The 15019-nt window shown below is 64.6% G+C and carries 13 protein-coding genes and 2 pseudogenes; 10 read left to right on the top strand and 5 right to left on the bottom strand.

Annotation, left to right across the window (positions count from 1 at the left end; genetic code table 11):
- The first annotated feature begins 120 nt into the window (after nucleotides 1-120).
- Genes ACFWAY_RS20920 through ACFWAY_RS20895 form a run of 6 tightly spaced genes read left to right on the top strand, consistent with a single transcriptional unit; the run spans nucleotide 121 to nucleotide 6558 of the window.
- Complete coding sequence (locus ACFWAY_RS20920) at nucleotides 121-1719, top strand: ABC transporter substrate-binding protein (RefSeq protein ID WP_378511948.1); 1599 nt, start codon at nucleotides 121-123, stop codon at nucleotides 1717-1719.
- The gene (locus tag ACFWAY_RS20915) at nucleotides 1719-2669 is read left to right on the top strand and encodes an ABC transporter permease (RefSeq protein ID WP_378511947.1); all 951 of its coding nucleotides are present in this window, start codon (nucleotides 1719-1721) and stop codon (nucleotides 2667-2669) included. The genes ACFWAY_RS20920 and ACFWAY_RS20915 overlap by 1 nt, the downstream gene beginning before the upstream one ends.
- Entirely contained in the window at nucleotides 2666-3562 is an 897-nt protein-coding gene (locus ACFWAY_RS20910) for an ABC transporter permease (RefSeq protein ID WP_378511946.1), read from the top strand. The genes ACFWAY_RS20915 and ACFWAY_RS20910 overlap by 4 nt, the downstream gene beginning before the upstream one ends.
- Before the next feature lie 49 nt (nucleotides 3563-3611).
- On the top strand, nucleotides 3612-4664 hold the full coding sequence (locus ACFWAY_RS20905; protein ID WP_378511945.1) for an ABC transporter ATP-binding protein: 1053 nt from the start codon (nucleotides 3612-3614) through the stop codon (nucleotides 4662-4664).
- A complete protein-coding gene (locus tag ACFWAY_RS20900) occupies nucleotides 4661-5578 on the top strand; it encodes an ATP-binding cassette domain-containing protein (protein WP_378511944.1) in 918 nt (305 codons plus the stop codon). Before ACFWAY_RS20905 ends, ACFWAY_RS20900 begins: the two co-directional genes overlap by 4 nt.
- Entirely contained in the window at nucleotides 5575-6558 is a 984-nt protein-coding gene (locus ACFWAY_RS20895; protein WP_378511943.1) for an NAD(P)H-dependent flavin oxidoreductase, read from the top strand. Before ACFWAY_RS20900 ends, ACFWAY_RS20895 begins: the two co-directional genes overlap by 4 nt.
- Nucleotides 6559-6568: 10 nt before the next feature.
- Here the strand turns inward: ACFWAY_RS20895 and ACFWAY_RS20890 are convergent, their stop codons facing one another.
- Nucleotides 6569-7186 carry a TetR/AcrR family transcriptional regulator gene (locus ACFWAY_RS20890; protein WP_378511942.1) on the bottom strand — a complete coding sequence of 206 codons (618 nt, stop codon included), beginning with the start codon at nucleotides 7184-7186 and terminating at the stop codon, nucleotides 6569-6571.
- Between the two features lie 210 nt (nucleotides 7187-7396).
- On the opposite strand from ACFWAY_RS20890, the gene ACFWAY_RS20885 reads away from it, so the two are divergent.
- On the top strand, nucleotides 7397-8419 hold the full coding sequence (locus ACFWAY_RS20885; protein WP_378511941.1) for an LLM class F420-dependent oxidoreductase: 1023 nt from the start codon (nucleotides 7397-7399) through the stop codon (nucleotides 8417-8419).
- Between the two features lie 54 nt (nucleotides 8420-8473).
- A pseudogene (locus tag ACFWAY_RS20880) lies at nucleotides 8474-9619 on the top strand (acyl-CoA dehydrogenase family protein); the annotation flags it as partial.
- Nucleotides 9620-10754: 1135 nt separating this feature from the next.
- On the opposite strand, the gene ACFWAY_RS20875 reads toward ACFWAY_RS20880, so the two are convergent.
- Both ACFWAY_RS20875 and ACFWAY_RS20870 read right to left on the bottom strand, forming a co-directional pair.
- Nucleotides 10755-11309: a GNAT family N-acetyltransferase gene (locus ACFWAY_RS20875; RefSeq protein WP_378511940.1), complete on the bottom strand. Its 555-nt coding sequence runs from the start codon at nucleotides 11307-11309 to the stop codon at nucleotides 10755-10757.
- Between the two features lie 60 nt (nucleotides 11310-11369).
- Complete coding sequence (locus ACFWAY_RS20870) at nucleotides 11370-11942, bottom strand: TetR/AcrR family transcriptional regulator (protein WP_378511939.1); 573 nt, start codon at nucleotides 11940-11942, stop codon at nucleotides 11370-11372.
- 107 nt (nucleotides 11943-12049) lie between these two features.
- Between ACFWAY_RS20870 and ACFWAY_RS20865 the strand changes: the two genes are divergently transcribed.
- Together ACFWAY_RS20865 and ACFWAY_RS20860 are read left to right on the top strand one after the other, a co-directional pair.
- Nucleotides 12050-12451 carry an SPW repeat protein gene (locus ACFWAY_RS20865; protein ID WP_378511938.1) on the top strand — a complete coding sequence of 134 codons (402 nt, stop codon included), beginning with the start codon at nucleotides 12050-12052 and terminating at the stop codon, nucleotides 12449-12451.
- Between the two features lie 308 nt (nucleotides 12452-12759).
- A complete protein-coding gene (locus tag ACFWAY_RS20860; RefSeq protein WP_378511937.1) occupies nucleotides 12760-12885 on the top strand; it encodes a hypothetical protein in 126 nt (41 codons plus the stop codon).
- A gap of 274 nt (nucleotides 12886-13159) precedes the next feature.
- Here ACFWAY_RS20860 and ACFWAY_RS20855 read toward each other — a convergent pair.
- Both ACFWAY_RS20855 and ACFWAY_RS20850 read right to left on the bottom strand, forming a co-directional pair.
- A pseudogene (locus ACFWAY_RS20855) lies at nucleotides 13160-14058 on the bottom strand (alpha/beta fold hydrolase).
- Nucleotides 14059-14395: 337 nt separating this feature from the next.
- Nucleotides 14396-15019, bottom strand: a 624-nt coding sequence (locus ACFWAY_RS20850) for a TetR/AcrR family transcriptional regulator (RefSeq protein WP_378511936.1), incomplete at its 5' end; no start/stop codon positions are given.

Raw genomic sequence — 15019 nt, 5'->3', positions numbered from 1 at the left:
ATTGACACGCTTTATCTAATGGTGTTGGCTAATTCTCCAGGCCCGGATGTGATGTGTACCACTGCCGGAAGATCCTCTTACAGCCTGTTGAAGCCACCCACAATTCCGAGGTGACGTCCAATGAACTTCAGACCCTTTCGCCGGGTGCCCGTGCTCGTGCTCCTCGTCACAGCGCTGACGGCCTTGGTTGCCGGCTGTGCGGGGCCAGGGGCCGGCCGCACCGTCTCGTCCGCTGGAGGAGATGCGCGGGAAGCCAGCCTCGACGCCGAGCTCTCCGTCGGTCAGATCGGCGCTCCAACGTCGCTCGATCCCCACCTGATCCGCAACCCGAGCACCGATCTCGCATACATCTTCCCGCTGTACGACATGCTTCTCCAGCTCGATACGGAGCAGGTGGTCGCACCGATGCTCGCCACGTCGTGGGAGGTGGCACCGGACGGACGGGCCCTGACACTGCAGCTCCGCGGCGACGCCACCTTCCAGGACGGATCCGGATTCGACTCAGCGGTGGTCAAGGCGAACCTCGATCGAGCGAAGACGCTGCCCGGCTCGACCAGCGCACCGCTGCTTTCCACCGTGACCTCGGTGGATACCGACGGCCCGCAAACGGTGCGGATCAGCTTCTCCGAGCCCGCGTTCAACTTCCCGGTCACCCTCGCGACCCAGCCCGGCATCAGCGCGATGATCAGTGGTCAGGCCATCGCCGAGGGAACCGATATCAGTCGCAACCCGGCGGGCAGCGGCCCGTTCCGGCTCGTTCAGCTCGGTCAAGACCGGCTCAGCCTCGAGCGGAACGACGACTACTGGGATCCCGAAAACATGGCGAAGGTCAAGCGTGCCACTGTGATCTCGCTGAGTGACGACACCGCACGAATCGCCGCGTTGCAGAGCGGCCAGATCTCGCTAGCCCCGCTGCCCGGTCACCTCGCGAATACCTACCAGTCGCTGCTCGACTCGGGGCGCTTCACCAAAACCGAGTTCGCCCCGGGGTCGGTGTACGGGTCGTACGTCAATATCAGCAGACCCGAGCTGAACGATGTTCGCGTGCGCAAGGCACTCTCGATGGCCATCGACCGCAACGAGATGAACCAGGCTGTCCTCGGCGGCGCAGGCCAGCCCGCATTCCAGTTCTATCCCCCCGGCACCGCAGGCCATGTGGACGCGCTCGAACAGGATCCATACGACCCGGCAGGCGCAAAGCGGCTGCTGGAGGAGGCAGGCGTCCCGAACCTGACCTTCAACATGATCATCACCGGCAGTGAGCCATCACAAACCCTCGCGACGATCGCGCAGGCCCAGCTCGCCCGGGTCGGCGTCACCGTCAACCTGCAGCGGGTCACCGGTGTCGAAGCTCGCTCCACCTTCCGCCGGGGCGCCTCGGACGGCTATACCAGCGGATTCGTGGCCACCGGCGACCCGAGCATCTGGGCGGCGGACACCGTTCTCGGTGCGGACAGCCCGGGCGGTGTTCCCCCGGAGGTCGAGAAAGCCACCGCAGCTGCGCTGCAGCTGCAGCTCGACGATCCGGCGCGGCCCGCAGCGTTCGAACGGATGTCGGCAGCCCTCGCCGATGATCCCGTGCATCTGCTCTTTCTGCGGATCCCGGTGAACTTCGTCGGCTCCAGCCAGCTCATGGGTGTCGACTCGATGACCTACGGTCAGTGGGGCTCGGTCATCAATCTGCGGTCGTTGTCCGTGGCCGAGGCCGTGGCCGGCTGATGCTCACTCTTGTCGGCAAGCGCCTCCTTGTGGCCGTACCCATCCTGTTTGTGGTCACTTTGGTGACCTTCCTGCTGGTCGACCTGTCCCCCGGTGACCCGGCGGCCCTGCTCGCGGGCGACAATGCCAGCCCCGAGCGTGTCGACGAGGTACGAGTGCAACTCGGGTTGGACCAATCCCTTTGGGAGAGGTTGGTGAGCTACTACAGCGGTCTCTTCCAGGGCGACCTCGGCGTATCACTGTTCTCCGGTCAGAGCGTCGGCGACGCCATCGCCGAGTCTCTTCCGGCGACGCTGTCACTGACCCTCGTCGCGTTCGCTCTGATCTTCCTCATCGCGATTCCCCTCGGTACCTTGGCCGCTGCCCGCCGGGACGGCATCGCCGACCGGATCGTCTCGGCGTTCTCGTCGTTCTTCATCGGCGTACCCCCCTTCGTTGCCGGACTGCTGCTGGTGATCGTCTTCGCGCTCACCCTCCGGGCCTTCCCTGCAACCGCATACGTACCACTGTCCGAGGCAGGCCCGAACGTATGGCTGAGCCATCTGGTGTTGCCGGGACTCGCGCTTGCGCTCCCCTCGGCAGCGGAGGTCGCCCGACAATTGCGCGGCGCGTTGGTGGACGTGCTCGAGCAGGACTACATCCGAACGCAGCGGGCCAAGGGTCTGGCGCCACTGCTCGTCCTGAGCAAGCACGGACTCAAGAATGCAGCGCCCCCCGTGCTCACCGTGGTGGGCCTTCAATTGGGTCGGATGCTCGGCGGCACGGTGATCGTCGAGCAGGTCTTCGCCATGCCCGGGTTCGGGATGCTTACCTACAACTCGGTGGTCCAGCACGACTTCCCCATCATCCAAGGCATCGTCCTCGTGTCGGCCCTGGCCGTGATCGTGGCAAACATCTGCACCGATGTTCTCGAATTCGTGATCAATCCCCGTCTGAGGAGTGCGGTATGACCGTTGTCGACGCGCCCACACCAGCGACCGACCAGCAGAACGTTCGCGAACCCCGTGTCCGTAGCCGTGTACTGCGCCGCCTGCTCCGCAACCGTGGCGCCATGATCGCGCTCGGATTCATCGTTCTGCTGGGATTGGTAGCAGTGTTCGGCCCGCTTCTCCCACTGGCGGATCCGAATGCGCAGGTCCTGGCAACCAAGAACTCCGGTCCGTCGGCGGCCAACTGGCTCGGGACGGACTCGTTCGGCCGGGACATTCTGTCCCGGCTCGTGGCAGCCACCCGTGTCACAATGCTCGCGTCCCTCCAAGGACTCACCGTCGCCATCGTGCTGGGCGTGCCATTGGGCTTGCTCGCCGGCTACCTCGGACGGATCACCGACTCCGTGCTCAGCAGAATCGCCGACGGACTCCTGAGCCTACCGCCGCTGATCCTCGCGTTGGCGATCCTCGGTGTGGCCGGCCCAGGCCTTACCAACGCCATGATCGCGATCGGAATCGTGTTCGCTCCCCGCTTCTACCGGGTAGCCCGCAGTGCAGCACAGACCGTTGCCAGCGAGACCTACATCGAAGCAGTCCGAGCAGATGGCTGCCCCACCAGCCGCATCCTCGGTCGGCACGTGCTGCCCAACGCGAGTAGCCCGCTGCTCGTCCAAATTTCGTTCACGATCGGATTCATCATCACTGCCGAGGCCAGCCTGAGCTTCCTCGGTCTTGGCGTCCAGTTACCCACCGCGAGTTGGGGTTCCATGCTGCGTGACGCTTTCGCACACATCCACGAGAGCTGGTTTCCGATCATCCCACCGGCCGTGCTGATCACCGTGACGGTCTTCGCCTTCTCGGTGCTCGGCGACGGGCTCCGCGACGCGTTCGGACGCGATTCCAGGGTGTCCTGACAATCCAGGGTGACTTGACAACCGAACCAATCAGAGAGCAAGAGGAGCGATGACTTCCACGAACGTGAGCCTGGCTTCAGCCGGCAGGACCCCGGATCCCGGGGCAGAGGTCGCGGCGAGCGCGCTCGCCGTAGACGGCCTTTCGGTCGAGTTCGACACCGAACGCGGTCCGGTCCGAGTGTTGCACGAGGTGAGCTTCCGAGTCGAGCGTGGGATGACGCTCGGACTCGTCGGCGAATCCGGTTCAGGCAAAACAGTGTCGTCCCTGGCGGTGATGGGTCTACTCGACCCGCGGATCAGCCGAATCACTTCGGGCAGCGTGCATGTCGAGGGTGTCGACATGCGCGCCCTCGCTGCTGCCGAGCGACGCGAGTTCCAGGGCGGCAGGATCTCGATGATATTCCAGGAGGCGCGGCGTAGCCTCGACCCCGTCTTCACAGTTGGCGAGCAGATCGCCGAATCGGCACGGGCACATACGAAGATGAGCCGGAAACAGGCCTGGGCACGAGCCGTGGAAATGCTCGACCTCGTCGGGATCCCCAACGCGGCGCGACGTGCCCACGAGTATCCCCACATGTTCAGCGGCGGTATGTGCCAGCGAGTCATGCTCGCCGCGGCGCTCGCCCCGCGCCCGTCCGTGCTCCTCGCCGACGAGCCGACGACTGCCCTCGACGTCACCGTACAGGCGCAGATGTTGCAGTTGCTGCGCGACCTGCAGAAAGAAATGGGCCTGGCCATTCTGTTCATCACCCACGATCTGGGTGTTGTCGCCGAGATGTGCGATCGGGTGGCCGTGATGTATGCGGGGCAGATCATCGAAGCGGGCGATGCCGAGCAGATCTTCGACCGTCCCCGGCATCCTTACACCGAGGGCCTGATCCGTTCGCTGCCGGACACCGCCGCCCACAAAGGGCGACTGGTTGCCATTCCCGGCAGCGTTCCCCCGGCGCATCGTTGGCCGGTGGGCTGCCACTTCGGGCCGCGCTGCGATTACGCGACGCCCGACTGCCACCTCGCGCCGGTCCCACTGACGCGGCAATCCGACGGCGGCGCCGTGCGCTGCCTGCGTTCCGATGAATTGGTCCTGGAGGGAGTGCGATGACCACCGAGACGTCCCCCCTGTCCCCTGCCGCCGGCCGCGGTCTCGACAGCCACGGGCACATCGGAGCCCAGACCGACGAGGTCCTGCGGCTCACGGACCTCACCAAAACCTTCGTCACGAGCCGCAACCTGCTCGGCCGTACCACCGGAATCCACCACGCGGTCAACAAGGTCTCACTGTCCGTCGGCCGCGGCGAGACGGTGGCGGTCGTCGGCGAGTCGGGGGCGGGCAAATCGACTGTCGGGCGGATGGCGCTGCGCCTGGTCGAACCGGATTCGGGCAGCATCGAATTCGACGGTCGCGACCTGCGTGCGATGCCGAAAGGCGAGTTACGCCGGATGCGCAGCCGGATGCGGATGATCTTCCAGGACCCGTACTCGTCGCTCGACCCGACCATGGTGGTCGGCGATATCGTCGGGGAACCGCTCCTGATCCACCGCAACCTCGATGCCCGGGCACGGGCCGAGAAGGTGCTCGACCTGTTCCGCCGCGTCGGAATGGACAGTCACCACCTCGATCGCTACCCGTACGAGTTCTCCGGTGGGCAACTCCAACGCATCGCGATCGCACGGGCAATCGCCACCGACCCGGAGCTCATCGTGTGCGACGAACCAGTGGCCGCGCTCGACATGTCCATCCGCGCCCAAGTAATCAACCTATTGAGCGATCTGCAAGCCGAGCGGAACATGGCATACCTGTTCATCACGCACGACCTGTCGCTGGTCCGCCTGATCGCCGACCGGGTCGTGGTCATGTACCGCGGCGAGATCGTCGAGTCGGCGCCCACCGCGGAGCTGTTCGAAGCCCCTCAACACGAGTACACCCGCACACTGCTCGACGCTGTGCCGGTACCGGACCCCCGACGCCGCAGAGCACCAGCAGGGAAACCCGGCACGCGAAGGGTCGCGCCGTGAGTCACCTGCCTGCGCGCATCACCAGCCGACTGAAGGTGCCTCTGATCGTCGCACCAATGCTGCGAGTGTCCGGACCCGAGCTGGTGTCGGCGGTCTGCGCCGCGGGTGCCATCGGTGCCTTCCCGACTGCGAACGCCAGCTCCGCAGAGGAGCTCGGCCACTGGCTCGACCGAATCGAGGAGGCAGCCCGGTTGCATACCGCCGCCTGCCGGTCCACCCCGGCACCGTACGCGGCCAACCTGATCATGCGCGGACCACGCACCGTCGAGCACCTGCCTGTTCTCGTCGAGCACGGGGTCGAAGTGGTGATCACCAGTGTCGGATCGCCCGCACCAGTGGTCGGGCCTCTGCACGACATCGGTGCAATCGTGCTGTCCGACGTCGCGACCCTGGCCCACGCACGCAAGGCCGTGGCCGCGGGCGCCGACGGCCTCGTACTACTCACCGCCGGCGCTGGAGGTCAGACCGGCTGGATGAACCCGCTGGCGTTCACCCGAGCCGTGCGGGAATTCTTCGACGGGCCTGTAGTGCTGGCCGGAGGTATCGCCGACGGTCACGCGCTGCGCGCCGCAGTGACACTCGGCGCCGATCTCGGCTATATGGGAACCCGGTTCATCGCGACACCGGAAAGCATGGCAACACCCGCCTACCGGGATATGTTGGTCACCTCGACGCTCGACGACGTCGTATTGACCAGCGCGTTCACCGGCCTTCCCAGCAGCATGCTCGCACCGTCGATACGGGCGGCCGGCCTGGACCCGCAAGCCCTGGACGAGACGGTGACCGCGGCGACCGCAGCGGAACTCTACGGCGGCGGATCCGACGGCAGCCATCCCCGCCGCTGGACTGACGTGGTGAGCGCGGGCCACTCCGTGTCCGGTGTCGACGCCGTGCGCCCCGCCAGGGAGATCGTCGTCCGTACCCTCGCCGAGTACGGCGAGGGTCCGATCGCGCCCGACGAGGTGCTCGATGCGCTCTGAACACGCAATCTCAGGCGCCCTCAACCTCGTATGCCTCGGGAATGAACCGCTCGGTCAGCTCCACGATCATCAGACGCAGCATCACAGCGAAGGATTCGTCGGCGAGGGTTTCTGCTCGCCGGCGACGCGCCGGCGAGGTTTGAACCACCCGGGCCGATTCGGAGCGGCCGTGGTGCATGAGCGCCGATCCGATCACGAACGCCTCCATCGTGTCGAGGATGATTATCTGGACATCCGCCGGTATGCCTGCCTCGGTCATCCTCGCCATCCCGGTGGCCTCGGCCGGCAAGGCTGCGCGGGAGACGTAGCCGCGTGCCCGAAGCTCTGTCATGTAGGGCCGCTCGATCAGGAACGCCCGATACTCGATGCCGACGTCGGCGAACCAGTGCCGCCAATCTTCGCCCTCCTTGATCGCCGGCACCGGCATCTCTGCCAGCGCTGCTCGCGTGATCGCGGTGAGAATGTCCTCCTTCGAGGCGAAGTAGTGATACAGCGAGGCCGCGTTGACGTCGAGCTCCTTCGCGATGCGCCGGACGGTCAGCGCGTCGACTCCATCGGCCTCGACGATGTCGAGGCCTACCCTGATGACGGAGCGTCGAGAGATCAGCGGGACCTTGGGGCGCGCCATGGCCGGATGTCCTTCCTGGTCGTGCGAGGTCCAGACCCTCGACGCGCCTAAGAACTGGGTGGGTCTCTCCCCGATGCGCGTCGAATCTCTGGGCAATCGCCGTTTGATTGAAATCCGTACGTCACCGCGGGTGGCGCACTTGTCAAAACTAACATCATGTCGCCGTGGTCGTAGCTAAATAGGTGCGCCGGGCAGTCGAAAGGAGCGGTGATGCTCGGGCGATCGGTCGTCTTTCCGAGCCAAGACCTGCCCGCGGACCCAGGCGTCGTCATCGCCTTCGGTCAGGCTGCCGAGGACCTCGGTTACTCCCGGGTCATCGTCTACGACCACGTCCTCGGTGCTGTGCAGGAAGGACGGACACCCGCCCTGACAGCCGGGTACGACGAGATGGTTCCGTTTCACGAGCCGCTCACGCTGCTCGCTTTCCTGAGCGCCGTTACCTCGACGATCGAGCTGGCGACCGGTGTCCTCGTTGCTCCACAACGGCAGACCGCCTTGCTCGCGAAGCAGGCGGCCGAGATTGCTGGACTGTCCGGCGGCCGATTCGCACTCGGCATCGGGATCGGGTGGAACCATGTGGAATTCGAAGCGCTCGGCATCAGCTTTCGTGACCGTGCCGCTCGAATGGAGGAGCAGATCGAGGTTCTGCGTCAGCTGTGGCGAAATCCAACAGTGGACTTCCGCGGACGCTTCCATCGGATCGATCGGGCGGGTGTGGTTCCGCGTCCAGCGCAGGACATCCCCATCCTCATGGGTGGTCGCACCACTGCATCTCTGCGCCGTGCCGCCCGGCTGGCGGATGGATTCCTCTTCGCCTTCGGCGGCGATGAGACATTCCGACAACTGGTTGAGTTGAATCAGGCTGTCCGGCAGGTTGGCCGCGATCCCGCTGATGTGCCGGCCGAGATGTATCTCTCGTACGGCGTCGGCCCCGAGTCGTGGGCAGCTGATCAGCAACGTTGGACGGAACTGGGGGGCGCCCGCATGGCGATCCGCACGTCGACCTCCAGTGCTTCCGCACTCGGGCTGGATGTCCGCCCCCTGAGGACGGTCGACGACCATATCGCCGCGATAGACGAATTCGCACAGTGGTGGAGTTCGGGCGATTCACCCGTATCCCCCGATCGGCAAAATGACGATCACGAACGCTCAATCGATCACGCGCATGCACCACGAAGCACGTTGACTTCCCTTCGTGGATCGACGGAGCGAAATCGACTATCGACTAGTTAATTTCGGTTCAACAGGCCGATCGAGCGGCAGTAGAACTGCTGCCGAGGAGGAATCATGGAAAGCAATCTCTTCGATAAGGACCACGAACTGTTTCGGGATACAGTCCGCGGCTTCGTCAACAAGAACGTCGTACCGAACCTGGAGAAGTGGGACGTCGATCGGCTCATCGACCGCGAAACCTGGCTTGCCGCGGGTCGGCAGGGGTTGCTGGGCCTCACAGTTCCCGAGGAATTCGGCGGTCCCAACGAATCTGACTACCGATTCCGGGTGATCATCCAGGAGGAGATCGCGCGTGTCGGCGCATCGGCTCTGCAGTCGGGGTTTTCCACCAACGACGACCTCGTGCTGAACTACTTGCTACGGCTTGCAACGGAAGAACAGCGGCACCGCTGGCTGCCCGGGTTCGTCACAGGCGAGACGATCGGTGCGATCGCCATGAGTGAACCGATCGCAGGAAGCGACCTACGGGCAATCCAGACAACTGCGGTCACGGACGGCAACAGCTGGGTTTTGAACGGGTCGAAGACATTCATCACCAGCGGGATCCTTGCGGACTTGGTGATCGTCTTCGCAAAGACCGAGCAGGATGCCGGCTCGAAGGCATTCAGCTTGTTCGTTGTTGAAGATGGCACCGCTGGATTCACTCGCGGTCGCAAACTCGACAAGGTGGGGTTGCACGCGCAGGACACCGCCGAGTTGTTCTTCAACAACGTCCGCATCTCGAAGGAGAATCTGCTCGGAGAACCCGGTTCCGGATTCGCGTACCTGATGCAGTCGCTTCCACTCGAGCGACTCGGCATCGGTATCGCGGCCCAGGTGTCTGCGGAGGCAGTCTTCGGCTGGACGATGGATTACGTCCGCGAGCGCACCGCATTCGGCAAACGGATTGGTGAGTTTCAGGGGATGGGTTTCGACCTCGCGAAGCTGCGCACCGCGATCGAGGTTTCCCGTGCTTACATCGACAGGTGCATTCTCGAGCACAACAAGGGCACGCTCACACCTGTCGATGCGGCCAAAGCGAAGCTGTGGGCGACCGAACTACAGGGCCAGGTCGTCGACGCCGGGGTCCAGTACCACGGCGGCTACGGCTACATGATGGAGTACCCCGTTGCCAAGGCCTACATTGACCACCGAATCCAACGGATATACGGCGGAACGAACGAGATCATGAAGGAGGTCATCCACCGTGACCTGATGCGCCGTGATCGACCTGTGCCTTGGGACGACCAGCCTCGAACCAATTCGAGGCGTGCGGAATATCGCTTCCGCGGATCGCGCACAACCGACATGACGAATCCACCAGATATAAAAACCTCAGGAGCAAGACGTGAATCGAGCATTCCTCGCGGAAGGGGGAACTGCGGGGATGAAGCCTCGATCTGAATGGGCAGGCCGAGGTGTCTGGTAGCGCATCTGAAAACTCGGGTACGGGCTACGACCCCGGCCAGCTACGCCCGGTGGACGGGCGGACGGAACGTGACCGCGTGGCAGGCTAGCCGCGTCACCCCTCCGGTTTCGACCGCATCAACCTCGCGTTGCTCCGTGCCGACGGACACGTCAGACTCCTTGTAGGCGGTCAGTTCGCTCCGGTTGGGCGGACACGATTTCTCCGGGGTGGTGGACACGAGAATTCCGGGTCGACGGTCACGACTCCTTGACCTCGGCCGATGCTGGTGCTGGTGCTCTGCGTCAACCACACGGTCCCCGATTGTGGCCAGCCTGTTGTACGTCGTGTTGATCGGGATCGCCGGACGATTCGAGTCGTGGACCGAGGTGCCGCCGCAACGGTGGGTTGCGGTTTCCGGTTTGAATATTCTGGCACCCATCTTGATACTGCACGACTCCGTGTGGAACAGATGGCCTTTCCGTCCTCTCTCGCCGACAGCGCTGAACTGCACACGACCTGACGGTGGCGTTACCGGCGTCCTTGCGGAAGGGACCGATCATGGATGCTCGACGGCGGCTCGACTCCGCAAGCCCGCAGCGCGGCGGCCTGGGAGTGTCGGTTGCACGCCGGATGCCGACACTCCGTCGAACATCTCTTCTTCTCTCCGGAAACGAGCGTCACGGGCGCAGTTGAGGGGTGTGGCTGCCGCCAGGGAGATCTGTGCAGACTGTCCCGTCATCATCCTGCCGGGACGATGCCTCGACTCACACCGAGGTGCTCGGGTCTGGGGAGGGCTGCCCGAACGTGACCACAGATCCCACGACGATATGCAACCGCTGCTGCGTCATGAACCCTGTCGACATAGTTGCATCGTGTCCTGCCCGGACTCGAACACTCACGACGCCCGGACCGCCTCCACCGTTGCCATCCCGGTAGGAGGACGACAGGTCACACGCGAAGATTCTTCCGATAGGTGACCACGACACAGGGGACCTTCAACAGCGGTGTCAGCGCCGGATACACCGTCTCGGATGCGTCGGTACGCACGGCGCGATAACCCATTCGGGTGTACCACCCGGTCAGAAATTCCTTCGACGGGAGCGAAAAATCGCGCGGCTGAATCACTTCCAGCGCCATGATGTCGCTGCCGGTCTCGGCGGCGTGGTTCTCGGCGAAGTGCACCAGGGCCCGGCCGATCCCCACACCCCGCAGCTGCGGGTCGGCGGCGAGCATGCCGAACTCGGCGACGCGGTCGGCGAGTGGGACGAGGCGAACACACCCGACGATCCGACCCTCCAGACGGGCGACGAATATCTGGTCCGCTTCTGCCAATTCGGTGATCTCCGCCGTCGTGGTCCGGGTGGCCCCGTGCTTCCACATCCCGTCTTCCGCCACGGCATAGACCCCGTTGATCAGTTCCGCGACGCGCCCGGGCGCAGCGGGGCATCGGCCCATCGCCGGGGCCACGGGCGTGATGTGGAGTTCTCCGGTGCTCTCGATCATTGCTCTCCCCATTTCGCGCAGGCGGTTCGTGTCGCATCCACGGGTAACACCAGGACATCCTCAGGCCCCGAGGGTCTGCGACGGCGCGAACGCCGGAAGCAGAGTGCGTATCACCCGATCGATCCAGTCCGACTCGACCGTGCCGCTGCGGGCCCGTTCGGCGACGTACGCCCCCACGATGCAATCGAGGAACGTCTCCGCATCGAGGTCCCCGCGGATCTGCCCGGCGGTGATGTGCCGGTGCAGAACGTGCGCCAACGTGCTCCGGTGCTGCACCAACAACGACCGCATCAGTTCGGTGAACCATGGTTCGTCCTCCGTGACCAGCGCCGCCATCCCGCCGAAGCCGATCCCGTCCTCGATCGAACCCAGAGACTGCTCGACCACCCATCGCAGTACCTGAGACGGCGGCACGTCCGGGCCGGGAGGTGTGGGCTGGGTGATCGGCGCCATCGCCGCGGTCAGCATCTCGTTCCGATCGCGGTAGCGACGGTAAATCGTCGTGCGGGCCATGCCGGTGCGAGCGGCCACGGCCTCGATCGTCACCGCCTTGGGGCCCCGGCTGCGGAGCAGCTCCAGGACGGCGCTCGCGATGCGCTGCTCCGGTGAAGCCTGCTGAGTGCTCCGCGGCATCGTCGCTCCCCCTCCTTTTCGTCGTCGGCCCTTACCGGGCTCCGCCGATAACGCTACACTGTCTGTAGCGCTACACTACATGTAGCGTATCGAGCAAAGGAGTGCGAATGAACACGTCAACTCGATGGACCGGCGCAGCGGCGCTGATCCTGGGCCTTGTCACGATGTCGGCCTCGTTCTGGTCCGACACCACCACCGCCGGCACAGGATTCACCCTCGGCTTCGGAGCGATCGCATCGCTCTACGCCCTGTGGTCGCTTCTCGCCCGCGATCCCACCAAAGACCACTGGTCCCTCACCGTGGTGGGACTGGTGTTGTTCATCGCGCCGTGGGTCGGCCAGTTCGCCGGTGACGGCGCCGCATGGACTTCGTGGATCGCTGGTGCGTTGATCATGGGACTCGCCGCTTACGCGTACACCCACGACGAGTCGGCCAACGTCACCGAGATCACGAAAGAACAGAACCGGTCGACCTACGAAATGCGCGCCAGGAAGATCCGGGCCCACTGAGCTCGCATCGAGACGGCAGGTATTTGCCCCGATATAGCTGCGGAGAATATCCACATCGGCCCGCCCGCCGGCCGCGGACGTCGGCGAGGGAGCTGGCGAGGGAGCTGGCGAGGGAGCTTGCGAGGTTGCGGCGTCGCCAGTGATACTCGGCGCGGTTCATGGCGTTGGTACCCATACGCATGTGCGCGGGGTTGGCGCAGCCGGCGAAGGCACACTGGTAGCACACCACGGGTCGTCGGCACCGGACCATTCCAGTCGCACAATGATCCCGTGTTCGAGCTGAAATACGAACAGGTGCGCCGGGAACGGTGACCCACGGTGGGACGGGCCGGGCAGGCTGGCGGTCCGGAAGACTGGCACACGGCCGATGGCCCCGCCGCGACCTGGTCGCCCGCATCATCGCCGACCACACCGCCATCCTCTCCCTCATCTGAGCCGCAACAAGCGGGCCACCAGCCCGGAACGAGCGTGCGCGCAGACCACGAAGGGGTTCCCTCACCTACCCAAAGATGGCGCGCAACACTGCCAGCTGCTTCTTACAGGGACGTCAGCCCGCCGTCGGAAGCGCATAAGCATCGATGAAACGATGTCCGACTGGCTAAGCAAGATCACGGAATACCTGAATCTCACAATCCATTTCGAAGGCTCGCGGAGGCAGTCGGTCGGACGACGACCGGAATCGAATCCCGTTCGAGGGCCTCGATGGCGTCAGTGACGCGATGCGACAACGTCGTCGTCGAGAAATCCCTTCAATCCGCCACTGAAGACATCGTTGTCGTCGCCGGCGACCATATGGCCGGCCCCGGTGACATCGATCAGTGTGGCGGTCGGGATCAGCTCCAGCAATTCCTTGGCGCCTTCCGCGCTGACCACGTGGGATTGCGTGCCACGCACGAGCATCGTGGGAACGGTGATCGCCGCGGCGGCGGCACGGGCGCGTTCGTATCGCACGATCGACTCCGCTTGGCGGGTGGGTTCGTCGCCGTGGCGAAGGAACGCCGGATCCCAATGCCAGAACCAGCGGCCATCACGCAGGCGGAGGTTCTTGTGCAACCCCTGCGGGTTGGGCTTGCGGACCCGGTTCGGGGTATACGCCGCGATCGCCGCTGCAGCGTCGTCGAGACTCTCGAAACCCTCGAGGCCACTACGCATGAAAGCCATGATCTCCGCGGTGCCGCTGGTTTCGACTTTCGGTGCGATATCGACCAAGACCAGACCGCGAGCGAGCTCCGGATTCTCCCCCTGCCCAATCAACGACGTCATACCGCCCATCGAGGCACCGACGAGTACCGGCTTCTCCCCCAGCTCGGCGATGATCGATGCCAGGTCGGCGACCAACGCATCGATGCCGTAGTCCCCGTCCGGTGCCCACTGACTGTCCCCATGCCCACGTGCGTCCACAGCGATGGCGGACCAGCCATCCGACGCGAGGCTGCGACCGTATTTCGCCAGGAATGCCGAGTCTGCCCGCCGCCGTGCAGCAACAGAACCAAACCTTTCCTGTCGACACTCGGTCCGCCGGCACCCTGGGACGGCGGATCCCACCGGTCGGCGACAAGGGTGACACCGTCACCACGGAATTCAGGCTGTGTGACTACGAGATCCATCAAAGTTCCTCACCAACATTATCGAATTTGAGCATTTACCATCATGTTGCACCACGAGGTGAACACTGATTCACCCCGCACTCGGTGCCTGACGTATCAACGTAGGTCCGACACGTTTTCGGCCGCCCGTCCGGCGCGACGGTCTCGTCTTCAAGGGCGGCTGCACGGCGCAGGGTCGCCGACCTCGACGTCCTACGGGCCGTGGCAGAGGCGAAGGCTGCCAAGACCACACAACGGGTGATCCATGAGCACATCGAACCGCCTCTCGCCGACATGGTGGATGGGCAACCGGCGGCACCATCGTCGATGGCCGCACGCTGGATGTGGGGGGCCGAAACTATCGAGTCTGTAGTAGTTCCTTGATGTGCGCGACGTGCTCGGCGTTCATCGGCGGCGCATCGAGTGTCTCCGCGCCGGGCCGCAATCCCGCGATCATCACGGCCAGGATTCTCCGCCAGCCGGTGTCGGTGACGCCGCGGGTCGTCGCGACGACGCCGCGCAGGGACCAGAGGATCAGCTCCAGGTCGGCGCCGGTGGCATCGTCGCGGATGCGGCCGTGCCGCTTGGCCCCCGCCAGCAATTCGTCAAGGATCTGTCGATATTGATGCTTCAGCACTGCGGTCTCGTCGTCGTTCCACATGCGAGACAAACATCCACGGTGCGACGCCAGGATGGCACCGGTGCCGTAGAGGACCTGTTCCAGACCCTCGCCGTTCGGCGTGGAAAGTGCCTCATGGGCCAGGGCCACGAAGTCCTCGAGTACCTGGCGAACGAGCTCACTGATCAGTGCATCCTTGGTGGGGAACCGGCGGTAGAGAGTGCCGATGCCCACGCCGGCGACCCGGGCGATCTCGTCGACACCCACGTCCAGGCCACGCGCACTGAACACGGTCGCTGCCGCATCGAGTAACCGTTGCCGATTCTCCGCGGCGTCGCGGCGCAGCGCCTTCTCGCTCCCCTG

Source organism: Rhodococcus sp. NPDC059968 (assembly GCF_042738615.1).
Lineage (GTDB): Bacteria > Actinomycetota > Actinomycetes > Mycobacteriales > Mycobacteriaceae > Rhodococcus_F.
Note: the sequence above shows the minus strand (reverse complement) of the source record. Positions and strands in the feature narration are given on the sequence as shown.

Excerpts from the sequence above, each read along its gene's own strand:
- ACFWAY_RS20920 (WP_378511948.1), top strand. The coding sequence starts at position 121 with ATGAACTTCAGACCCTTTCGCCGGGTGCCCGTGCTCGTGCTCCTCGTC.
- ACFWAY_RS20915 (WP_378511947.1), top strand. The coding sequence starts at position 1,719 with ATGCTCACTCTTGTCGGCAAGCGCCTCCTTGTGGCCGTACCCATCCTG.
- ACFWAY_RS20910 (WP_378511946.1), top strand. The coding sequence starts at position 2,666 with ATGACCGTTGTCGACGCGCCCACACCAGCGACCGACCAGCAGAACGTT.
- ACFWAY_RS20905 (WP_378511945.1), top strand. The coding sequence starts at position 3,612 with ATGACTTCCACGAACGTGAGCCTGGCTTCAGCCGGCAGGACCCCGGAT.
- ACFWAY_RS20900 (WP_378511944.1), top strand. The coding sequence starts at position 4,661 with ATGACCACCGAGACGTCCCCCCTGTCCCCTGCCGCCGGCCGCGGTCTC.
- ACFWAY_RS20890 (WP_378511942.1), bottom strand. The coding sequence starts at position 7,186 with ATGGCGCGCCCCAAGGTCCCGCTGATCTCTCGACGCTCCGTCATCAGG.
- ACFWAY_RS20885 (WP_378511941.1), top strand. The coding sequence starts at position 7,397 with ATGCTCGGGCGATCGGTCGTCTTTCCGAGCCAAGACCTGCCCGCGGAC.
- ACFWAY_RS20875 (WP_378511940.1), bottom strand. The coding sequence starts at position 11,309 with ATGATCGAGAGCACCGGAGAACTCCACATCACGCCCGTGGCCCCGGCG.
- ACFWAY_RS20870 (WP_378511939.1), bottom strand. The coding sequence starts at position 11,942 with ATGCCGCGGAGCACTCAGCAGGCTTCACCGGAGCAGCGCATCGCGAGC.
- ACFWAY_RS20865 (WP_378511938.1), top strand. The coding sequence starts at position 12,050 with ATGAACACGTCAACTCGATGGACCGGCGCAGCGGCGCTGATCCTGGGC.